The organism is Gracilimonas tropica DSM 19535 (assembly GCF_000375425.1).
Classification (GTDB): domain Bacteria; phylum Bacteroidota; class Rhodothermia; order Balneolales; family Balneolaceae; genus Gracilimonas; species Gracilimonas tropica.
Window position 1 is genome coordinate 2,501 of sequence record NZ_AQXG01000022.1, and the last position, 18,134, is coordinate 20,634.

General features: G+C 44.0%; 30 protein-coding genes, 2 tRNA genes and 2 rRNA genes (1 of these 34 cut by a window edge). All 34 read right to left on the reverse strand.

Annotated elements, in window-relative coordinates:
- Positions 1-678 (reverse strand): 23S ribosomal RNA (locus tag B151_RS0116805) (it extends 2,227 nt beyond the left edge of the window).
- 347 nt (positions 679-1,025) lie between these two features.
- A tRNA-Ala gene (locus B151_RS0116810) sits at positions 1,026-1,099 on the reverse strand.
- A gap of 13 nt (positions 1,100-1,112) precedes the next feature.
- Positions 1,113-1,186: transfer RNA gene (locus B151_RS0116815), tRNA-Ile, on the reverse strand.
- Positions 1,187-1,347: 161 nt separating this feature from the next.
- Positions 1,348-2,871: ribosomal RNA gene (locus B151_RS0116820) — 16S ribosomal RNA — on the reverse strand.
- The 16S and 23S rRNA genes sit together here with 2 tRNA genes alongside, the layout of an rRNA operon.
- Positions 2,872-3,193: 322 nt before the next feature.
- Positions 3,194-3,751: a 50S ribosomal protein L17 gene (gene rplQ, locus B151_RS20465; RefSeq protein ID WP_026166728.1), complete on the reverse strand. Its 558-nt coding sequence runs from the start codon at positions 3,749-3,751 to the stop codon at positions 3,194-3,196.
- A gap of 18 nt (positions 3,752-3,769) precedes the next feature.
- Entirely contained in the window at positions 3,770-4,741 is a 972-nt protein-coding gene (locus B151_RS0116830) for a DNA-directed RNA polymerase subunit alpha (protein ID WP_020404814.1), read from the reverse strand.
- A gap of 23 nt (positions 4,742-4,764) precedes the next feature.
- Positions 4,765-5,370: a 30S ribosomal protein S4 gene (gene rpsD, locus B151_RS0116835; protein ID WP_020404815.1), complete on the reverse strand. Its 606-nt coding sequence runs from the start codon at positions 5,368-5,370 to the stop codon at positions 4,765-4,767.
- Positions 5,371-5,388: 18 nt separating this feature from the next.
- A complete protein-coding gene (rpsK, locus tag B151_RS0116840; RefSeq protein WP_020404816.1) occupies positions 5,389-5,796 on the reverse strand; it encodes a 30S ribosomal protein S11 in 408 nt (135 codons plus the stop codon).
- 19 nt (positions 5,797-5,815) lie between these two features.
- Positions 5,816-6,193, reverse strand: coding sequence for a 30S ribosomal protein S13 (gene rpsM / locus B151_RS0116845; RefSeq protein WP_020404817.1), 378 nt, complete (start codon positions 6,191-6,193; stop codon positions 5,816-5,818).
- 20 nt (positions 6,194-6,213) lie between these two features.
- Positions 6,214-6,330 (reverse strand): 50S ribosomal protein L36, encoded by a 117-nt coding sequence (rpmJ, locus tag B151_RS19945; protein WP_071594720.1) that lies wholly within the window; start codon positions 6,328-6,330, stop codon positions 6,214-6,216.
- Positions 6,331-6,340: 10 nt separating this feature from the next.
- Positions 6,341-6,559, reverse strand: coding sequence for a translation initiation factor IF-1 (infA, locus tag B151_RS0116850; RefSeq protein WP_020404818.1), 219 nt, complete (start codon positions 6,557-6,559; stop codon positions 6,341-6,343).
- Complete coding sequence (gene map / locus B151_RS0116855; protein ID WP_020404819.1) at positions 6,552-7,361, reverse strand: type I methionyl aminopeptidase; 810 nt, start codon at positions 7,359-7,361, stop codon at positions 6,552-6,554. The genes infA and map overlap by 8 nt, the downstream gene beginning before the upstream one ends.
- A 1-nt stretch (position 7,362) precedes the next feature.
- Positions 7,363-8,676 (reverse strand): preprotein translocase subunit SecY, encoded by a 1,314-nt coding sequence (secY, locus tag B151_RS0116860; RefSeq protein ID WP_020404820.1) that lies wholly within the window; start codon positions 8,674-8,676, stop codon positions 7,363-7,365.
- A 20-nt stretch (positions 8,677-8,696) separates the two neighbouring features.
- Positions 8,697-9,146, reverse strand: a complete 450-nt coding sequence (gene rplO, locus B151_RS0116865) for a 50S ribosomal protein L15 (RefSeq protein WP_020404821.1) — start codon at positions 9,144-9,146, stop codon at positions 8,697-8,699.
- Positions 9,147-9,164: 18 nt separating this feature from the next.
- On the reverse strand, positions 9,165-9,689 hold the full coding sequence (rpsE, locus tag B151_RS0116870; protein ID WP_020404822.1) for a 30S ribosomal protein S5: 525 nt from the start codon (positions 9,687-9,689) through the stop codon (positions 9,165-9,167).
- 17 nt (positions 9,690-9,706) lie between these two features.
- On the reverse strand, positions 9,707-10,045 hold the full coding sequence (gene rplR / locus B151_RS0116875) for a 50S ribosomal protein L18 (RefSeq protein ID WP_020404823.1): 339 nt from the start codon (positions 10,043-10,045) through the stop codon (positions 9,707-9,709).
- A 10-nt stretch (positions 10,046-10,055) separates the two neighbouring features.
- Positions 10,056-10,610 (reverse strand): 50S ribosomal protein L6, encoded by a 555-nt coding sequence (rplF, locus tag B151_RS0116880; protein WP_020404824.1) that lies wholly within the window; start codon positions 10,608-10,610, stop codon positions 10,056-10,058.
- A gap of 18 nt (positions 10,611-10,628) precedes the next feature.
- The gene (gene rpsH, locus B151_RS0116885; protein WP_020404825.1) at positions 10,629-11,021 is read right to left on the reverse strand and encodes a 30S ribosomal protein S8; all 393 of its coding nucleotides are present in this window, start codon (positions 11,019-11,021) and stop codon (positions 10,629-10,631) included.
- Between the two features lie 18 nt (positions 11,022-11,039).
- A complete protein-coding gene (rpsN, locus tag B151_RS0116890; protein WP_020404826.1) occupies positions 11,040-11,309 on the reverse strand; it encodes a 30S ribosomal protein S14 in 270 nt (89 codons plus the stop codon).
- Between the two features lie 8 nt (positions 11,310-11,317).
- A complete protein-coding gene (gene rplE / locus B151_RS0116895) occupies positions 11,318-11,869 on the reverse strand; it encodes a 50S ribosomal protein L5 (RefSeq protein ID WP_020404827.1) in 552 nt (183 codons plus the stop codon).
- A 15-nt stretch (positions 11,870-11,884) separates the two neighbouring features.
- On the reverse strand, positions 11,885-12,238 hold the full coding sequence (gene rplX, locus B151_RS0116900; protein ID WP_020404828.1) for a 50S ribosomal protein L24: 354 nt from the start codon (positions 12,236-12,238) through the stop codon (positions 11,885-11,887).
- A gap of 14 nt (positions 12,239-12,252) precedes the next feature.
- Positions 12,253-12,621 carry a 50S ribosomal protein L14 gene (gene rplN / locus B151_RS0116905; RefSeq protein WP_020404829.1) on the reverse strand — a complete coding sequence of 123 codons (369 nt, stop codon included), beginning with the start codon at positions 12,619-12,621 and terminating at the stop codon, positions 12,253-12,255.
- 24 nt (positions 12,622-12,645) lie between these two features.
- Complete coding sequence (rpsQ, locus tag B151_RS0116910) at positions 12,646-12,909, reverse strand: 30S ribosomal protein S17 (RefSeq protein WP_020404830.1); 264 nt, start codon at positions 12,907-12,909, stop codon at positions 12,646-12,648.
- A 17-nt stretch (positions 12,910-12,926) separates the two neighbouring features.
- Positions 12,927-13,124, reverse strand: coding sequence for a 50S ribosomal protein L29 (gene rpmC / locus B151_RS0116915; protein WP_020404831.1), 198 nt, complete (start codon positions 13,122-13,124; stop codon positions 12,927-12,929).
- A gap of 1 nt (position 13,125) precedes the next feature.
- On the reverse strand, positions 13,126-13,548 hold the full coding sequence (gene rplP, locus B151_RS0116920; protein WP_020404832.1) for a 50S ribosomal protein L16: 423 nt from the start codon (positions 13,546-13,548) through the stop codon (positions 13,126-13,128).
- 18 nt (positions 13,549-13,566) lie between these two features.
- Entirely contained in the window at positions 13,567-14,319 is a 753-nt protein-coding gene (rpsC, locus tag B151_RS0116925) for a 30S ribosomal protein S3 (protein ID WP_020404833.1), read from the reverse strand.
- A 12-nt stretch (positions 14,320-14,331) separates the two neighbouring features.
- Complete coding sequence (gene rplV, locus B151_RS0116930) at positions 14,332-14,706, reverse strand: 50S ribosomal protein L22 (protein ID WP_020404834.1); 375 nt, start codon at positions 14,704-14,706, stop codon at positions 14,332-14,334.
- Positions 14,707-14,724: 18 nt separating this feature from the next.
- Positions 14,725-14,997: a 30S ribosomal protein S19 gene (rpsS, locus tag B151_RS0116935; protein WP_020404835.1), complete on the reverse strand. Its 273-nt coding sequence runs from the start codon at positions 14,995-14,997 to the stop codon at positions 14,725-14,727.
- Between the two features lie 10 nt (positions 14,998-15,007).
- The gene (gene rplB / locus B151_RS0116940; RefSeq protein WP_020404836.1) at positions 15,008-15,841 is read right to left on the reverse strand and encodes a 50S ribosomal protein L2; all 834 of its coding nucleotides are present in this window, start codon (positions 15,839-15,841) and stop codon (positions 15,008-15,010) included.
- Between the two features lie 13 nt (positions 15,842-15,854).
- On the reverse strand, positions 15,855-16,142 hold the full coding sequence (gene rplW, locus B151_RS0116945) for a 50S ribosomal protein L23 (RefSeq protein WP_020404837.1): 288 nt from the start codon (positions 16,140-16,142) through the stop codon (positions 15,855-15,857).
- On the reverse strand, positions 16,139-16,789 hold the full coding sequence (gene rplD, locus B151_RS0116950; RefSeq protein ID WP_020404838.1) for a 50S ribosomal protein L4: 651 nt from the start codon (positions 16,787-16,789) through the stop codon (positions 16,139-16,141). The genes rplW and rplD overlap by 4 nt, the downstream gene beginning before the upstream one ends.
- 2 nt (positions 16,790-16,791) lie before the next feature.
- On the reverse strand, positions 16,792-17,433 hold the full coding sequence (gene rplC / locus B151_RS0116955) for a 50S ribosomal protein L3 (protein WP_020404839.1): 642 nt from the start codon (positions 17,431-17,433) through the stop codon (positions 16,792-16,794).
- Positions 17,434-17,458: 25 nt separating this feature from the next.
- Entirely contained in the window at positions 17,459-17,770 is a 312-nt protein-coding gene (gene rpsJ / locus B151_RS0116960) for a 30S ribosomal protein S10 (RefSeq protein ID WP_018128596.1), read from the reverse strand.
- 10 nt (positions 17,771-17,780) lie between these two features.
- On the reverse strand, positions 17,781-18,134 hold a 354-nt coding region (locus tag B151_RS19100), incomplete at its 5' end, for an EF-Tu C-terminal domain-related protein (RefSeq protein ID WP_020404068.1).

Below are 18,134 nucleotides of genomic sequence, written 5' to 3' on the forward strand. Positions count from 1 at the left end.
CATTCAGACTCGCTTTCGCTGCGGCTCCATCCCTGAGGGACTTAACCTCGCACAACAGGAGCAACTCGTAGGCTCATTATACAAAAGGCACGCCGTCACCCCTCAAAGAGAGGCTCCGACCGCTTGTAAGCACACGGTTTCAGGTACTATTTCACTCGCCGTCTCGGCGTTCTTTTCACCTTTCCCTCACGGTACTGGTTCACTATCGGTCATACAGATGTATTTAGCCTTACCGGATGGTGCCGGCTGGTTCACGCAGAGTTTCACCTGCCCCGCGCTACTCAGGATACCCGCCTCGCCGATCGCCGTACGCCTACAGGCCTTTCACCTTCTGTGGGACTGCTTTCCAGGCAGTTTCGACTTAAGCTTTCATTGATTATGCAGGTCCTACTACCCCAGAATCTCGTAAGATCCTGGTTTGGGCTGCTCCCCGTTCGCTCGCCGCTACTAGGAGAATCACTCGATTGTTTTCTGTTCCTGGGGGTACTTAGATGTTTCAGTTCCCCCCGTACGCCCTCCTCGAAAGGAGTATCCGCCAATTGGCGGATGGGTTGCCCCATTCGGACATCCGCGGATCATTGCTCGTATGCAGCTCCCCGCAGCTTATCGCAGCTTTACACGTCCTTCATCGCCTCTGTATGCCTAGGCATCCACCGTGTGCCCTTAACTTGCTTCTACTATATGGCTTGCACAGCGCTTCCGCGCCCGCAAACCATTCGTAATTCATGTTATTGGTTTATTGTGGGCCGGGGTGGGACGAACCTCCCCGGCTACCTTGGCGTAGTGCACTTGCCTGACTGGCAGACAAATGCCCTACTTGTATTCTTCCGCTGCATATTGCTATGCAGCTTCAGACCTATTACTATTGCTATATTGCTCATCATGTCAAAGAACTGCCCGCCGGGCGGGCAACCTGTCTGGCAGCAGCGCTGCCGTACATTCTTTTATGCAAGAGGCGGGATATACGCAATCCTCTCAATCCATCTTGCACCTCAAAATTTCAAAAAAAATACCGTTAAATACTGTGGAGCTACGGGGATTCGAACCCCGGACCCCCTGCTTGCAAAGCAGGTGCTCTAGCCAGCTGAGCTATAGCCCCTCGGTAACACTTGTGGGCTTGGGAGGACTTGAACCTCCGACCTCACGCTTATCAGGCGTGCGCTCTAACCACCTGAGCTACAAGCCCCCTTTTATGCGGGCGGCCGCGGCTGCAGGCGTGCTCGCCGGCTGCGGCGAGTGCGGTACCCGCCGGGTACACAGTCAACTAAAAAAGTACAGATCAGATTGTTTGCCACGAGCAAGCAGCGTAGCGCCATAACACCCAGCATTGCTGGGTCGCTCTCCTTGAAAGGAGGTGATCCAGCCGCACCTTCCGGTACGGCTACCTTGTTACGACTTAGCGCCAGTTACTAGGCTTACCCTACGCACCCCTTACCGGGGCGAGGTCAGGTACTCCTAACTTCCATCGCTTGACGGGCGGTGTGTACAAGGCCCGGGAACGTATTCACCGCGTCATTGCTGATACGCGATTACTAGCGATTCCACCTTCATGGAGTCGAGTTGCAGACTCCAATCCGAACTGAGAATGACTTTGTGGATTTGCTCCTGCTCGCGCAGTGGCTACCCATTGTATCATCCATTGTAGCACGTGTGCAGCCCTGGACGTAAGGGCCATGATGACTTGACGTCGTCCCCACCTTCCTCACTACTTGCGTAGGCAGTCTGGCTAGAGTCCCCACCTTTACGTGCTGGTAACTAACCACAGGGGTTGCGCTCGTTGCGGGACTTAACCCAACACCTCACGGCACGAGCTGACGACAGCCATGCAGCACCTTCCATTCTGCCCCGAAGGGACCCTCCTTTTCGGGAGGTAGCAGAGTGGATTTAGCCCAGGTAAGGTTCCTCGCGTTGCATCGAATTAAGCCACATGCTCCACCGCTTGTGCGGGCCCCCGTCAATTCCTTTGAGTTTCATCGTTGCCGACGTACTCCCCAGGTGGTATGCTTACTGCGTTAACTGCGTCACTGGCCCCAAAGAGCCAACAACTAGCATACATCGTTTACAGCGTGGACTACCAGGGTATCTAATCCTGTTCGCTCCCCACGCTTTCGTGCCTCAGCGTCAGTTACAGCCCAGCAGGCCGCCTTCGCCACTGGTGTTCTTCGTAATATCTATGCATTTCACCGCTACACTACGAATTCCACCTGCCTCTTCTGTACTCAAGAAACCCAGTATCCATGGCCATTTTACCGTTAAGCGGCAAGATTTCACCACAGACTTAGGCTCCCGCCTACGCACCCTTTACACCCAATGATTCCGGACAACGCTTGCACCCTCCGTATTACCGCGGCTGCTGGCACGGAGTTAGCCGGTGCTTATTCAAATGGTACCGTCACCCCAGATCGAAACCCGGGCGTTCTTCCCATTCAAAAGCCGTTTACAACCCATAGGGCCGTCTTCCGGCACGCGGCGTGGCTGCGTCAGAGTTTCCTCCATTGCGCAAGATTCCTCACTGCTGCCTCCCGTAGGAGTCTGGGCCGTGTCTCAGTCCCAGTGTGGGGGATCATCCTCTCAGACCCCCTAGCTATCATCGCCTTGGTGAGCCGTTACCTCACCAACTAACTAATAGCACGCAGACCCCTCTATACCCGGCCGAAACCTTTAACAACTGTGGCCATGCGGCCCCGCTGCATTATGCGGTATTAGCGCCCCTTTCGAGACGTTATCCCCCAGGTATAGGCAGGTTATCTACGCGTTACTCACCCGTCCGCCAGTCTCCAGGTAGTGCAAGCACCACCCTTCTCCTTCGACTTGCATGTGTTAAGCCCGCCGCCAGCGTTCGTCCTGAGCCAGGATCAAACTCTCCATTGTAAATAATACTCTATATACTCTGTGAGCCGACCCTACGCTCTCGTCATTTTCAAATGCAAAATTGCATCAAGAAATTGAACAAGCTCTCGCTCGCACAAACAATCTGATCTATACTTCAATATGTCTAAGAACTTTTATTTCGAAGTAAAAAATCGTTTTCGAAACAGAAACCAAAGATAAGGGATATTTAGTTTAGATGTCAACCCTAATCTTCACTTTTTGACATCTTTTTTTTTGGATTTATTTTGGTTCGGAAATCCTATCCGATAAAAAAGGCTTCTGCATAACACAAAAGCCTTATTTCAACAAGATAATCTCTTGTTTATTTAGTCTCTTCAGAATTTTCTTCAGCAGATTTTTCATCTTCAGGGTCTTTAGTTGAATTCTCAACCTCTCCTGAAGCCTCTACTTCTTCTTTTTTCTCTTCAACTTCAGCTGGAGCAGCCGTTGTCGGCGTATTACTCTTTCCGGCTCGTCTAGTGCGTTTCTTCTTAGTTGAAGAGGCTCCTTCCGGTTTAATGTCATTGTAATCTACTAATTCGATTACAGCCAATTCAGCACCATCACCTTTCCTGAAACCAGCTTTGATAACCCGGGTATATCCTCCCGGACGATCTTTGCAGGCAGGTCCAACTTCATCAAACAAAGCAGATACTGCTTCTTTGTTCTGGAGTGATGAAAATACCTGTCGGCGGTTATGGTGTGTATCTTCCTTAGCGCGAGTAATCAACGGTTCAACAAAAGTTCTAAGCTCTTTTGCTTTTGGAACAGTTGTTACAATTCTGTGCTCACGTATCAACGCCATTGCTAAAGATTGCATGGTTGACTTTCGGTGAGCAGAAGTTCTGCTTAGTTTTCTACCTTTAATTCCGTGACGCATAGTTTATTTCCTTTCTGCTTAATCCAAATATTTTGATACGTCCATTCCAAATTCAAGATTCTTCTCTTCAATCACTTCTACTAATTCACTCAGTGATTTCTTACCGAAGTTACGGAACTTAAGAAGATCCTGCTCATCTCTTGACACCAATTCACCAATAGTATTGATGTTGGCAGATTTGAGACAATTATAGGCACGTACACTCAAGTTAAGGTCTTCGATGCTGGTTCTGAGCAAGTTAGCAATCCGCTGCTTCTCTGCATCTACTTCCTCTTCTTCTTGAGTAAATGGTTCTTCAATTTCTTCTGTGATGAATTTTTCAATATGCTCTTTCAGGATCTTACCGGCAATAGTAAGAGCTTCCTTGGCATTAACAGATCCATCCGTTTCAATATCCATTACGAGTTTCTCGTAGTCAGTTCGCTGACCAACCCGCACATTTTCTACATTATATTTAACAGATTTGATAGGTGTAAAAATTGCATCGATAGGAATCAGATTTACATCATCATCTTCGATTGACATTTCTTCTGCAGGCACATATCCACGCCCACGACCTATCTTAAGTTCGATCTCCAACTCAGCATCATCTGCAAGATTGGCAATAACCAAATCCGGATTTAATACATCATATTCGGCTGTGGCATCATCAATATCTTTGGCAGTTAATTCACCTTCTCCGCTTTTAGAGATGTGAATTACACCTGAACTTTGCTCAATTTGTTTAAAACGAACTTCTTTAAAATTTAAAATAAGTTCGTAAACGTCTTCTTTTACTCCCTTGATACTGGAATATTCATGATCTACGCCATTAATTTTTACAGCTGTAATTGCTATTCCCGGTAAGGAAGAAAGCAAAACACGACGGAATGAATTTCCTATTGTTACTCCAAAACCTCTCTCAAGTGGCTGCAGGACAAAAGTACCAAAATTGTCTTTATCCTCAACAACATTCAGCGGTTCGGGCATTTGAATGCTATAATTGCTCATAATAGATCTTGATCTGTTTATAATTACTTAGAATAAAGCTCAACAATAAGCTGAACATTTATATTTTCAGGGATCTCTTCCATCGTAGGAATATAGAGCATCTTACCTGATCGTGATTTAGGATCTGTCTCAACCCATTTGTATTTACTTCGAGAGGATCCATCCAGGGCCGACTCAATCACTTCAAGATTTCGTGATTTTGGTCGAATAGAAACTACATCACCAGGGCTCACTTCAAAAGAAGGGATATTTACCACATTCCCATTCACTACAATATGCTTGTGAGTTACCAACTGACGAGCCTGACGTCTGGTTCGGGCAAATCCCATTCTGAAAACGGTATTATCCAATCGAGACTCAAGTGCCTGAAGCAAGTTTTCACCTGCCACACCACTTTGTGCTGATGCAGCTTTGAACAGATTACGGAACTGCTTCTCTAATAATCCGTAGGTATATTTTGCTTTTTGTTTTTCTTCAAGCTGAATAGCATACTCGCTCTTACGGTTGAAGCGGGAACGTCCATGCTCTCCGGGTCCGTAGGGCTTACGCTCTAATGCTTTACTTGGTCCAAAGATTGGCTCTTTGAAACGTCTGGCTTTCTTTTGTTTTGGTCCTCTATATCTTGCCATTATACAATCGTATTACAATTAAACTCTTCTTCTTTTTGGTGGCCGGCATCCATTATGAGGAAGCGGAGTACGGTCTTTAATAGATACAACTTCAAGACCTGAACTTGCCATTCCTCGAACAGCAGCTTCACGACCTGAACCAGGTCCTTTAACAAATACTTCCACTTTTCTCAATCCTATGTCATGGGCAGTTTGAGCAGCTGTTTCTGCACTTAACTGAGCGGCATATGGGGTGTTTTTTCTGGAACCTTTGAATCCTTCTTTTCCTGCAGATGACCACGAAATAACGTTTCCATCAGCGTCAGTGATCGTTACAATCACATTATTGAATGTAGCTTTTACAAAAGCCATTCCATTCGGATCGCTCAGTTGTTTTTTTCTTTTACGCTTTGCAGCTAAAGATGCTTTCGGTTGTTTTTTAGCCATGGATTATCTCAATTAAATTTTACTTAACGGCTTTCTTCTTACCGGCTACCGTTTTCTTCTTACCTTTTCTGGTTCTGGCATTTGTTTGCGTACGCTGCCCACGAACAGGAAGTCCTTTTCTGTGACGAACTCCCCGGTAGCTGCCAATCTCAATAAGACGTCGAATGTCACCATTGACCTCGCTCCTGAGGGCACCTTCAACTTTATATTCTTCGTCAATAAGTTTACGCAAAGCACTTACTTCTTCATCCGTCCAATCCTGAACCTGCTTGTCGTGATCAATTTCTACACGATCCAAGATTTCAGCTGCTTTAGAGCGGCCGATCCCATATATGTAAGTAAGGCTAATTATGCCTCTTTTCTGTTTCGGTAAATCAATTCCAGCAATACGTGCCATATAAGTATTCGGTTATTCTATTATCCCTGACGCTGCTTATGGCGTGGGTTCTTTTTGTTGATTACGTAAAGTCGTCCTTTACGGCGTACAATTTTGTCGTCTGAACTTCTTTTCTTAACTGATGATCTGGTTTTCATGACAACCTCTTTATTTATATCTGTAAGTTATTCTTCCTTTGCTCAGATCGTAGGGCGACATTTCTACTGCCACTCTATCACCTGGGAGAATTTTAATGTAATACATACGCATTTTGCCTGACACATGAGCAAGAATCTCATGGCCGTTGTCCAGTTCAACACGAAACTGAGCATTTGGCAATGCTTCTATTATTTCTCCATCTTGTTTAATCGGCTCTTGTTTAGCCATGATACAATATGTTTTCTTTTTTTTCCGAGAGCTCAGCAATATAGTCAAAAGTACTGAGAATTTCAGCCTTTCCTTCACGAACTACAATATCATGTTCAAAATGTGCTGCAAGACTCCCGTCGGCTGTTTTAACGGTCCAGCCGTCGTTCAATGTTTTAGTTTTCCAAGAACCCATGGTTATCATAGGTTCAACTGCGAGCGTCATTCCTGTGCGAAGGCGCTCCCCTTTTCCTTTTCGGCCAAAGTTAGGTACCGATGGATCTTCATGCATCGATTTCCCTATCCCATGCCCAACTAATTCTCGAACTACTCCATAGCCTTCATTTTCACAATGCGATTGGATGGCATAAGCCATATCTCCAATTCGGTTGCCATGGATAGCTTGCTCTATTCCCTTGTACAGAGATTCAAGTGTTGTTTTCAATAATTTCAAAGCCTTTTCATCACACTCGCCAACTGCAAATGTATAGGCATGATCTCCAAAGTATCCGTCTTTTTCAACTCCGCAGTCAACAGATACAATGTCACCTTCTTTTAATTCTCTTTTCCCGGGAATACCATGAACTACTTCGTCATTCACGGAAATACAGAGTGTCGCTGGAAATTCATTGCCCTTGGGGCCATATCCTTTAAATGCAGGACGACCGCCTTCTTTTACAATGTACTCTTCAGCTATTCTGTCGAGTGTACCGGTTTGAACTCCGGGCTCAATGTGCTTACCGACTTCAGCCAGGGTTCTCGAGACAATCAGCGCACTTTCACGCATCTTGTCAATTTCCGATTCACTTTTCAGGTAGATCATTTTATGCCCTACGGCGGCCTTTGATTCTACCTGTTTTCATAAAGCCATCATAATGACGCATCATCAAATGACTTTCAATTTGTTGGAGGGTATCAAGAGCCACACCAACAATAATCAATAAACTTGTTCCTCCATAAAAGAGCGCAAATCCGGGAGTCACACCAAACAATCCTACAGCAATTGCAGGCAAGATGGCAACAAATGACAGGAACACGGATCCCGGAAGGGTGATCTTTGTCAAAATATTATCAATAAATTCAACGGTTTGTTTTCCAGGACGCACACCCGGTATAAAGCCTCCTTGTCGCTTCATCGTGTCGGCCATCTCTTTCGGATTGATGGCAATGGCGGTATAGAAAAACGTAAAGAACATACATACAAAAAAGAACACGATCGAATAAGTCAGCCCGGTAAAATCTACCGACCATTGAGTCAAAAACTGTACCGTCTCGTTATCAGGGAAAAAAGATCCAATAGTACTTGGGATGAACATAATGGACTGGGCAAAGATAATCGGCATAACACCTGCAGCATTCACACGAAGCGGGAGATATTGCGTGGTACCTCCATAAACTTTGCGTCCAACTACCCTTTTGGCATACTGAACTGGAATTTTACGTGTTCCCTGCGTCAGCATTACTACGGCAGCAATCACAAGAATTAATGCAGCTACTTCTATGATTACCAGAATAGCATTTGCCTTAGTTGTCACCTCGTTGTAAAAATTAGCCGGTAGAGCTGCAATGATACCGATCATAATGATCAAAGAAATACCATTTCCAATTCCCCTGTCGCTAATGCGCTCACCTAACCACATTACAAATACGGTACCGGCGGTTAACACAATCATTGAAGTAATTACAAAAAAGATCTCATTTACCACAATTGCCTGAGGAGCTGTTGCCATCAGGTTTATGGAGAAACCGATAGATTGAACAGCAGTAATACCTACTGTGCCGTAGCGGGTCAATCGTGTAATTTTTCGTCTTCCCTCTTCACCTTCCCGTTGAAGTTTTTGGAAGTAAGGAACCACAGCCCCCATCAACTGAATGATAATGGCCGCAGTAATGTAGGGCATGATACCCAATGCAAAAACACCGGCTCGAGAAAATGCTCCCCCTACAAACAAGTCAAACAATCCCAATAAACTGCTGGCTGCATTGCTTGTATTATTGATTAATTGGTTTGCATCAACACCGGGTAAAGTAATATAACTACCAACCCGGTAGACCATTAAGATTCCAACCGTATAAAGAATACGATTCTTAAGATCTTCGATTTTAAATATGTTGCGGAAGTTTTCTATCAGACCCATGCGCCGTCTATGCTATTAGTTTACACTAAAGTTAATGAACCACCTGCTTTTTCTACCTTTTCAGTGGCAGATTTACTGGCGGCATGTACTTCGATTTCTATTTTTTGATCAACATCACCACGAGCAAGTAATTTCACTTTTTCGCCTTCGCTGGCAAGCCCTGCTTTAATCAGGTTTTCTAAAGTGATTTTACTGTCAAGCTTACCTGCTTCCATGAATTCTGAAATCGTATGAAGATTGATCACACGATAATCAGTTCGGTTAATGTTTTTGAAACCAAACTTTGGAAGACGTCGCTGTAATGGCATCTGTCCACCTTCGAACCAAGCGCGTTCTTTGTAACCGGAACGTGATTTCTGTCCATTATGCCCACGGCCAGATTGTTCTCCACGTCCGGAACCTTGACCACGCCCTACACGCTTACGGTTTTTTCTATTTGGGATCGGCGCTTTTAAATTGCTTAAGTCCATCGTCAAATTCTTTAATAATTATCCTTCAAATACTTTATTCAGAGAGATATCTCTGCGCTGTGCCACTTCTACAGGATCGGTAAGTTCTTTCAGGGCAGTAAAAGCTGCCTTCACCATGTTATGGGGATTAGAAGAACCCTGGGATTTTGATAGAATGTTATGCACACCCGCCACATCGAGAAGCGCCTTAACAGCTCCACCGGCAATTACACCGGTACCTTCGGCAGCCGGACGTAATAAAACTTTTCCTGCACCGGCTTTACCAACAATCGGATGGTAGATGCTTTTCGTTTTTGTTAAAGGTACGCGAATCAGGTTTTTTTTGGCGTTGTCAAATCCTTTCTGAATAGCATCAGAAACTTCATTGGCTTTACCAAGTCCGTGTCCACAAACTCCCTCGCCATCTCCAACTACAACAATTGCGTTGAAGCTAAAACGACGACCACCCTTCACTACTTTGGCTACACGGTTTACGTGAACCAGTTTTTCCTCAAGGTTTAGATTTGCGGCAGGTATAGATTGTTTTCTTCTTATTTTAGGCATTGTTTATCCCAATTCAATTAAAAGTCTAATCCACCATCGCGGGCACCATCAGCGGCGGCCTTCACGATGCCGTGATATTTGTAACCACTTCGGTCAAATACCACTTTATTAATTCCTTTGTCCTGAGCTGCTTTTGCGATCTCAGCTCCGGCTTCTTTCGCATTGTCAACGCCGGTTTCTGCTTTGGTAGCAGCCAGGGTTACACCTTCAAGATCATCAACAAGTTGAAGGTAGGTATATTTGTTGCTTTTGAAAATGTTCAATCTTGGACGTTCAGCCGTACCTTTTATGGTAGAACGAATGCGTCGTCTGATCTTATTTCTTCGTTCGGTTTTCTTCTGTTGTTTCTTATTCATTGATTAACCTCTATTTAGCGGCTGATTTACCTGCTTTACGACGTACATATTCGCCAACATATCTGATTCCTTTTCCTTTATAAGGTTCAGGTTTTCTGAATGAGCGAATTTTTGCAGCAACTTGTCCTACCATTTCCTTATCTACACCGGAAATGATCAAAATAGGATTTTTGGATGACTTGGTATCCACTTCCATGTTAATTCCTTCCGGAGGAACGAAAAATATGGGATGAGAATATCCAAGGTTAAGTTCCAAAACATCTCCATTCATTGCTGCACGGTAACCAACACCAATGATTTCTAATTTCTTGGTATATCCTTCTGAAACACCAACCACTGCATTATTGATCAATGAGCGGAAAAGGCCATGCAAAGCACGATGCTCTTTTTGGTCTGTAGCTCGCTTGATAATAAGCTCGTTATCGTTTTTTTCAATGGTGATATCAGGATGAATACGGAGTGTATTGGTGCCTTTTTCTCCTTTAAAAGTTGCAATATTGTCAGCATTAATACTGAACTCAACTTTATCAGAAATAGGTACCGGTAAGTTTCCAATTCGAGACATAGTTCTAAAAACTGTTGATTAATAAATGGTGCATAAAATCTCGCCGCCAACATTCAGCTTGCGAGCTTCTTTATCAGTCATTACACCTTTTGATGTTGAAAGAATAACAATACCCAATCCATTTTGAGCACGGGGCACTTCATCGCCTCCTTTATATACTCTGAGGCCGGGTTTTGAAACTCGTTCAATCTTTCGGATTACAGGATGACCGTAAGAATCATATTTCAGAAACAGTCTGATCATTCCTTGTTTTCCATCTTCAATGTCGATGTATTTTGAGATGTATCCTTTATCAGCCAGGATCTTTGTCATGGCACGCTTCAATTTAGAAGCAGGAATATCTACTCTGCGATGCCCGGCTCGTTGGGCATTTCTAATTCGTGTTAAATAATCTGCAATAGGATCTATCATCGATTCCTTATTTAAATTTTACCAGCTTGCTTTACGTACACCGGGAATTTTACCCTCAAGGGCAAGCTCACGGAATTTAATACGGGAAATACCGTACTTACCAACATAACCACGACTTCGGCCGGTGATGCTACAACGGTTGCGAACCCGGGTAGGGCTGGCATCACGAGGCAGCTTTTGAAGGCCTTCATAATCGCCGGCTTCTTTGAGCTTACGGCGCTTTTCAGCGTACTTTTCTACAGTTTCTTTTCTTTTTTTATTGCGTGCTATCCAAGCTTTCTTAGCCATAATATCTCTTAGTTTCTTGTTTTGAATGGCATTCCAAAGTGCTTAAGCAGAGCATAAGCTTCTTCATCAGTCTCGGCAGAGGTTACAAAAGTCACATCCATACCGTGAACTTTACTCACCTTATCCGTGTCGATCTCCGGAAATATGGTATGTTCTTTAATACCCATGGTGTAATTACCACGGCCATCAAAACTTTTGTCCGGAACACCCTGGAAGTCGCGGGTTCTTGGCAGAGCCAAGTTGATCAGGCGATCCAGGAATTCGTACATAACTCGTTTGCGCAAAGTAACTTTACAGCCAATTGGCATCTCTTCGCGCAGTTTAAAGTTAGATATAGACTTTTTAGCCTTAGTCGTAACCGGTTGTTGACCGGTTATGGCGGCAACATTGTCTACAACCGTGTCTAACAATTTTTTATCGGTTATAGCATCGCCTACGCCTACGTTAATTACGATTTTATCAAGTTTGGGTATGGCCATAGGGTTTTCATACTCAAACTCTTCGCGTAGTTTTTCGCGTATTTCTTCTTTGTACTGTGTATATAATCTTGCTTCAGCCATTGCTATTTATCTGCGTTATTTATCCAGCATTTCGCCACTTGTTTTGGCGTAACGAACCCACCGGCCATTGCCGTCTTCTTCAATTCGTTTACGCCCAACACGGGTAGGTTCGTTTGTTGAAGGGTCTATCACCATAACATTGGAGATATGAACAGAACCTTCTCGTTTTAAACGACCACCTTGTGGGTTGTCCTGGGTTGGCTTTTCATGATGGGTTTTCATATTGATTCCCTCAACGAGCACTCGCTCTTTCTTTGGGAAAACCATCAATACACGGCCTCTTTTACCTTTATCGTTACCGGCGATTATCAATACTTCATCGCCCTTTTTAACGTGTAATTTCTTTTGTTTGTTGAACCTGCGTGGCATACTCTAATCCTTTTTTAAAGTACTTCCGGTGCAAGCGACACGATTCTCATGAAGCTCTTTTCACGAAGCTCTCTGGCCACGGGGCCAAAAATACGTGTACCTACCGGTTCTTGATCTTTGTTAATGATTACCGCTGCATTTTCATCAAAACGGATGTAACTACCATCACGTCGGCGGTATTCTTTTTTCGTTCGTACAATCACGGCTTTTACTACGTCACCTTTTTTAACGGTTCCGCCCGGGATTGCTGTTTTTACAGAAGCGGAAATCAAATCACCTACTTTTGCATACCGTCGTTTGGAATCTCCCAAAACTTTGATACACATCAGCTTTCTGGCGCCGCTGTTGTCTGCTACATTTAATGTCGTTTGAGTTTGAACCATCGCTAATTCCTAATGCTCTATTCGTTACTTAGCTTTTTCGACGATTTCAACCAATCGCCATGATTTACGCTTTGAAAGTGGACGCGTTGACATAATTTGAACGGTATCACCTACATTGGCTTCATTATTTTCATCATGAGCCATGTACTTGGTGGTCTTGGTGATGTACTTTCCATAAATGGAATGCTTCACCTGACGATCCACAGCTACCGTAATACTTTTGTCCATGCTGTTGCTAACAACACGTCCAATTCGTTCTCTTCTTCGGGCTCTTTCTACTTGTGCCATAGTTAATTCCTTATTGCTTATTCAGCACTACTTTTTTCATTAATAATTGTCTCTAAGCGAGCAACTTCTCTGCGGTGATTTTTCAATCGTGCCGGATTTTCCAATTGTCCGGTAACCGACTGTGAAAAACGCAGGTTTTGTAGTACAGCTTTTTCGTCTTTAAGACGGGCTTCTAATTCAGTAAGTGTCAAATCTCTTAATTCATGTGCTTTCATCTTATCCTCCCTGGTAGTCTCGGCGTACTACAAACTTGGTTTTGATGGGAAGTTTGTGTGAAGCACGTCGTAAAGCTTCTCTGGCGCGTTCTTCATTCACACCGGCAATCTCAAATAAGATTCTACCCGGTTTTACAACCGCCACCCAGTGATCCAAAGCTCCTTTACCTTTACCCATTCGGGTTTCAGCAGGCTTGCTTGTCATTGGGCGATCCGGGAAAATTCGGATAAAAGTCTGTCCGTCACGTTGCAGAGAACGTGCAATAGCAATACGGCACGCTTCAATTTGACGTGATGTAATGAACTTAGGCTCCAGTGCTTTCAGTCCAAAATCACCAAAGTTAATAACATGGCCGCGCTGTGCATTACCTTTCAGCTTATCGCGATGAACACGGCGTCTCTGAACTCGTTTTGGTTCTAACATCGTTTCTTATTAACGGTTTTAATTTGATCGATTTCTATTTCTGCTGCGACGGCGGCTTCTACGTCCTTTGTCGTCCCGTCCTCTTCCACCTTTACCTCTTGAATCTGAATCTCTTCCAGATTGTGTTCCCGGGGTAAGGTCAACATCACCAATGATCTCACCTTTAAAGATCCAAACGGTTACTCCAATAGATCCGTAAATAGTGTTTGAAGTGGATGTTGCATAATCAATATCAGCTCTTAATGTATGCAGGGGAATTTGTCCTTCCTTATACTGTTCGGTTCTTGCCATTTCGGCTCCTCCCAAACGACCCGCACAACGAACTTTGATACCTTTAGCGCCCATTCTCATTGCAGAAGCAATAGCTGTTTTCATAGCTCTTCTGAATGATACACGTGCCTGAAGTTGCTGTGCAATATTTTGAGCAACCAAACTGGCATCCAATTCAGGGCGTTTAATTTCACTTACATTGATTTGTACTTCTTTACTGGTGATTTTCTTAAGCTCTTCGCGAAGCAGTTCAATTTGCTCTCCACCTTTACCGATAATCACACCGGGACGGCTTGTTCTGAGCGTAAGTAGAATTCGCTTAGGGGTACGTTCAATGATTACATTGGAAAGCCCGCCATTGCGAAGTCTTGTATGCAAATACTCACGGAGCTTTTCATCTTCAATGATAAGGGCTGGCTGATTTTCTTCTGAAAACCAGTTGGATTCCCATCCGCGAATAATGCCTAATCTAAAACCAGTTGGATTTGTTTTCTGTCCCAAGGTATTGTTCGTTTAATTTACACTTTCTTGATTACGCTTAGCCACCTTAACAGTAATGTGGCTGGATCGCTTGTTGATACGATGCGCACGCCCCATAGGAGCTGGCTGAATTCTCTTCAACGTTACACCTTCATCAACATAAATTTCTTTTATATAGATGTCTTCGTTGTCAAAACGCTCTTCCTGAAATTTATCTCTTAAGTTGGCAGCTGCTGATTTTACCACCTTCATGACATCTTCAGATGCAGCCTGCTTGGTAAACTCAAGCGTTTTTAAGGCTTCTTCTACTGATTTGCCACGAACGGCATCTACCACAAGGCGAACCTTACGGGGAGATTTTCTCAAATGTCGCTGCACGGCGCGTGCTTCTAATACTGGAGTATCCATCTCTTATGTCCGATTAAATTATTTAGCTGCTTTCTTAACTGGGTGACCACGGAATGTACGAGTAGGTGCAAATTCACCTAATTTGTGGCCAACCATGTTTTCAGTTATAAATACAGGAATGAATTGTTTACCGTTGTGGACAGCTAAGGTCAATCCGATAAAATCGGGAGTAACCATTGAACTGCGTGACCAGGTTTTGATCACTTTTTTACTACCACTTTCATTGGCTGCATCAATTTTGCGTTGCAGCTTGTAGTAAACAAAAGGCCCTTTTTTTAGTGAGCGTGGCATACGTTACTAATTATTTTTTCTTGGTTTTTCTTCTTCTTACGATGTACTTGGAAGACAACTTATTACGGTTCCTTGTCTTCTTACCTTTGGCTGACTGCCCCCAAGGTGAACGTGGGTGCCCACCGGAAGCTTTACCTTCACCACCACCCATTGGGTGATCAACCGGGTTCATAGCAACACCACGTGTTTGTGGTCTGCGTCCTTTCCATCTGCTACGACCTGCTTTGGCAATAGTCGTATTCATGTGATCGGGATTACTTGTCTCTCCAACAGTTGCATAACAAGAGCCAAGGATCAGTCGAACTTCGCCTGATGGAAGTTTAACACTGACATATTTTCCTTGCTTACCTAACAACTGGGCTCCGGTCCCTGCACTTCTGCAAAGCGTTCCGCCTTGTCCGGGATTCAATTCAATATTATGAATGAAAGTACCAGGAGGCATTTTAATCATTGGGAGGGCATTTCCTAAATCAGGAGATGCATTTTCTCCGGACACAATAGCATCACCAACCCGAAGCTTATTGGGAGCGAGGATATAACGACGCTCTCCATCAGCATAAGCAACCAGTGCAATACGAGCAGATCTGTTTGGATCATACTCAATGGTTTGCACCTTAGCGGGGATATCGTGCTTGTTTCGCTTAAAATCTATAACACGATAACGGCGCTTGTGTCCACCGCCACGATGGCGAGAAGTAATTCTTCCGTTTCTGTTTCTACCTGCCGTAGATTTTTTACCAGCTAATAAACTTTTAAGAGGTTTATCGGTGGTGACATCATCAAACACAGGAGCGATCCTATGTCTGGTTCCCGGCGTAATTGGTTTTAATTTCTTAGTAGGCATTATTCTCTAATTCTTAAATTTCAGCAAAGAAATCGATTTCGCCTTCTTTGATAGTTACAATGGCTTTTTTCCAAACTTTTGTACGTCCACCCTGGTATCCACTTCGGGTATAACGTCCTTTTGGTTTGGAAGGCATAATTGCCGTATTAACTTTAGCCACTTTCACACCCGGATAAATAGCTTCAACAGCTTCTTTAATCTCAGGTTTGGTTGCATTTTTCACAACCTCAAAGGTGTATTTATCTTGCTCTTGAAGACGACTTAGCTTTTCAGTTATAACAGGTTTAATGATCACGCTCATGCTACAGCCTCTTCATTTTTAGGTTCAATACTATTTTCGAGTCCCATAATAGCTCCTTCCTGTATCACAATTACATCCGCATTCATGATCTCATAGGTGGTTGGCTTATAAGATTCCAAAACATGAACACCAGGAATATTACGAGCTGACTTATAAACAATATGGTCGGTTTCAGCGGTAAGGATCAGCGCCTTTTTACCGGATGCTTTCAAAGCATCAAGCATGTTAGCTACTTTAGAAGTTTTAGGCTCATCAAATGAAAAGTCCTCTATAACTAAAATACCTTCATTAGCAGCTTTGAGAGAAAGCGCTGATTTCCGGGCTAACTGACGGGTCTTTTTATTAAGCTTGAATCCGTAATTGCGAGGTTTAGGCCCAAAGACAGTTCCTCCGGAACGAAGCAGTGGGGATTTTATATCGCCACGACGAGCATTACCGGTACCTTTCTGACGGTACATTTTTTTGGTACTGCCGGTTACTTCACCGCGTTCTTTGGTTTTTGCTGTACCTTGACGCTTATTAGCCAAATGACGTCGAACATCTTCGTATAGAACAACTTCATTAGGCTCGATGGCAAAAATCGTGTCGCTTAACTCAGCCTTTTTGCTGCTTTTGCTTCCGTCTATTTTATATATATCTACTTTCATGATTAATTGAGAACAGACGCTTTATTATGAATTTCTACGTATCCGCCTTTAGGCCCCGGAATAGATCCTGTTACCAACATGATGTTAGAATCTTCCAGAATTTTAGCAACACTCAGGTTTTTGATCTTAACCCGCTCGTTACCGGATTGACCGGCCATTCGCATTCCTTTGAATACCTTGGATGGGTCAGAGGCATTACCGATCGCTCCGGGAGCTCTCATTCGGTTATGCTGACCGTGTGTTGCATCTCCTACACCACTAAAGTTGTGACGTTTTACAACACCTGTAAATCCATGTCCTTTGGAAATACCAACCACATCAACTTGATCTCCAACAGTAAAAACATCACTGATGGTCAATTCATCGCCGATGTTAAGACCTTCAGGTAAGAAATCTCTGAATTCCACAACCTGATATTTAGCATTTACGCCGGCCTTTTTGAAATGTCCATTTACGGCTTTACTTACATTTTTCTCTTTGCGATCAAAAGCAGCAAGCTGCACGGCATTGTATCCGTCCGTTTCTTCTGTCTTGATCTGGGTAATGGAACAAGGTTCAATTTCAATAACAGTAACCGGTACATTACGTCCGTTGTTATCAAACACGCTTGTCATACCAACTTTTTTTCCAATCAAACCACTCATCGTGTTCGGGTCCTTTTCTTGTCTTCTATACTTTGATTTCTACGTCGACACCGGAAGGTAATTCCAGCTTCATTAACGCATCCACGGTTTGTGAACCTGTAGAAAGAATATCGATCAAACGTTTGTGAGATCGGTACTCAAACTGTTCGCGGGATTTTTTATCCACAAACACAGATTTGTTAACCGTGATGATACTCTTACGGGTCGGTAGTGGGATTGGTCCCGAAACTACCGCACCTGTTGATTTTACAGTCTGTATAATTTTCTCAGCAGACTTGTCAATCAGATTATGATCGTAAGATTTTAATTTGATCCTGATTTTCTGTTGTGTTGCCACGATCAGATCCTTAGTCTAAAATTTTAGTTACAACTCCGGCACCTACGGTTCGCCCGCCTTCACGGATGGCAAATCGCAGCCCTTCTTCCATCGCTACCGGCTGAATCAGTGAAACGCTCAGCTTCACATTATCGCCCGGCATTACCATCTCCACTCCATCGGGAAGCTCACAAGAGCCGGTCACGTCGGTGGTACGGAAATANAACTGTGGTCGGTAGCCTTTGAAGAACGGCGTGTGACGCCCTCCCTCATCCTTGCTCAATACATACACCTCGCACTCAAATTGTTTGTGCGGAGTGATCGAACCCGGCTTACACAGCACCATTCCGCGCTGCAGCTGCTCCTTGTTTACTCCTCGAAGAAG

What these genes read in the sequence shown, in the direction of transcription:
- rpsK (WP_020404816.1), bottom strand. Translation starts at nt 5,796, where the DNA reads ATGGCTAAAAAACAACCGAAAGCATCTTTAGCTGCAAAGCGTAAAAGA.
- rplO (WP_020404821.1), bottom strand. Translation starts at nt 9,146, where the DNA reads ATGGACTTAAGCAATTTAAAAGCGCCGATCCCAAATAGAAAAAACCGT.
- rplW (WP_020404837.1), bottom strand. Translation starts at nt 16,142, where the DNA reads ATGAGCGTGATCATTAAACCTGTTATAACTGAAAAGCTAAGTCGTCTT.
- rpsH (WP_020404825.1), bottom strand. Translation starts at nt 11,021, where the DNA reads ATGATAGATCCTATTGCAGATTATTTAACACGAATTAGAAATGCCCAA.
- rpmJ (WP_071594720.1), bottom strand. Translation starts at nt 6,330, where the DNA reads ATGAAAACCAGATCATCAGTTAAGAAAAGAAGTTCAGACGACAAAATT.
- infA (WP_020404818.1), bottom strand. Translation starts at nt 6,559, where the DNA reads ATGGCTAAACAAGAGCCGATTAAACAAGATGGAGAAATAATAGAAGCA.
- rpsD (WP_020404815.1), bottom strand. Translation starts at nt 5,370, where the DNA reads ATGGCAAGATATAGAGGACCAAAACAAAAGAAAGCCAGACGTTTCAAA.
- rplR (WP_020404823.1), bottom strand. Translation starts at nt 10,045, where the DNA reads ATGAATAAGAAACAACAGAAGAAAACCGAACGAAGAAATAAGATCAGA.
- rpsE (WP_020404822.1), bottom strand. Translation starts at nt 9,689, where the DNA reads ATGCCTAAAATAAGAAGAAAACAATCTATACCTGCCGCAAATCTAAAC.
- secY (WP_020404820.1), bottom strand. Translation starts at nt 8,676, where the DNA reads ATGGGTCTGATAGAAAACTTCCGCAACATATTTAAAATCGAAGATCTT.
- rplQ (WP_026166728.1), bottom strand. Translation starts at nt 3,751, where the DNA reads ATGCGTCACGGAATTAAAGGTAGAAAACTAAGCAGAACTTCTGCTCAC.
- rpsN (WP_020404826.1), bottom strand. Translation starts at nt 11,309, where the DNA reads ATGGCTAAGAAAGCTTGGATAGCACGCAATAAAAAAAGAAAAGAAACT.
- map (WP_020404819.1), bottom strand. Translation starts at nt 7,361, where the DNA reads ATGATCTACCTGAAAAGTGAATCGGAAATTGACAAGATGCGTGAAAGT.
- rpsS (WP_020404835.1), bottom strand. Translation starts at nt 14,997, where the DNA reads ATGCCACGCTCACTAAAAAAAGGGCCTTTTGTTTACTACAAGCTGCAA.
- rplN (WP_020404829.1), bottom strand. Translation starts at nt 12,621, where the DNA reads ATGGTTCAAACTCAAACGACATTAAATGTAGCAGACAACAGCGGCGCC.
- rplV (WP_020404834.1), bottom strand. Translation starts at nt 14,706, where the DNA reads ATGGATACTCCAGTATTAGAAGCACGCGCCGTGCAGCGACATTTGAGA.
- rplF (WP_020404824.1), bottom strand. Translation starts at nt 10,610, where the DNA reads ATGTCTCGAATTGGAAACTTACCGGTACCTATTTCTGATAAAGTTGAG.
- rpmC (WP_020404831.1), bottom strand. Translation starts at nt 13,124, where the DNA reads ATGAAAGCACATGAATTAAGAGATTTGACACTTACTGAATTAGAAGCC.
- rplX (WP_020404828.1), bottom strand. Translation starts at nt 12,238, where the DNA reads ATGCCACGCAGGTTCAACAAACAAAAGAAATTACACGTTAAAAAGGGC.
- rplE (WP_020404827.1), bottom strand. Translation starts at nt 11,869, where the DNA reads ATGGCTGAAGCAAGATTATATACACAGTACAAAGAAGAAATACGCGAA.
- B151_RS0116830 (WP_020404814.1), bottom strand. Translation starts at nt 4,741, where the DNA reads ATGAGCAATTATAGCATTCAAATGCCCGAACCGCTGAATGTTGTTGAG.
- rplP (WP_020404832.1), bottom strand. Translation starts at nt 13,548, where the DNA reads ATGTTAGAACCAAAACGAGTTCAGAGACGCCGTGTTCATCGCGATAAG.
- rplD (WP_020404838.1), bottom strand. Translation starts at nt 16,789, where the DNA reads ATGAAAGTAGATATATATAAAATAGACGGAAGCAAAAGCAGCAAAAAG.
- rplC (WP_020404839.1), bottom strand. Translation starts at nt 17,433, where the DNA reads ATGAGTGGTTTGATTGGAAAAAAAGTTGGTATGACAAGCGTGTTTGAT.
- rpsQ (WP_020404830.1), bottom strand. Translation starts at nt 12,909, where the DNA reads ATGGCACAAGTAGAAAGAGCCCGAAGAAGAGAACGAATTGGACGTGTT.
- rplB (WP_020404836.1), bottom strand. Translation starts at nt 15,841, where the DNA reads ATGCCTACTAAGAAATTAAAACCAATTACGCCGGGAACCAGACATAGG.
- rpsM (WP_020404817.1), bottom strand. Translation starts at nt 6,193, where the DNA reads ATGGCACGTATTGCTGGAATTGATTTACCGAAACAGAAAAGAGGCATA.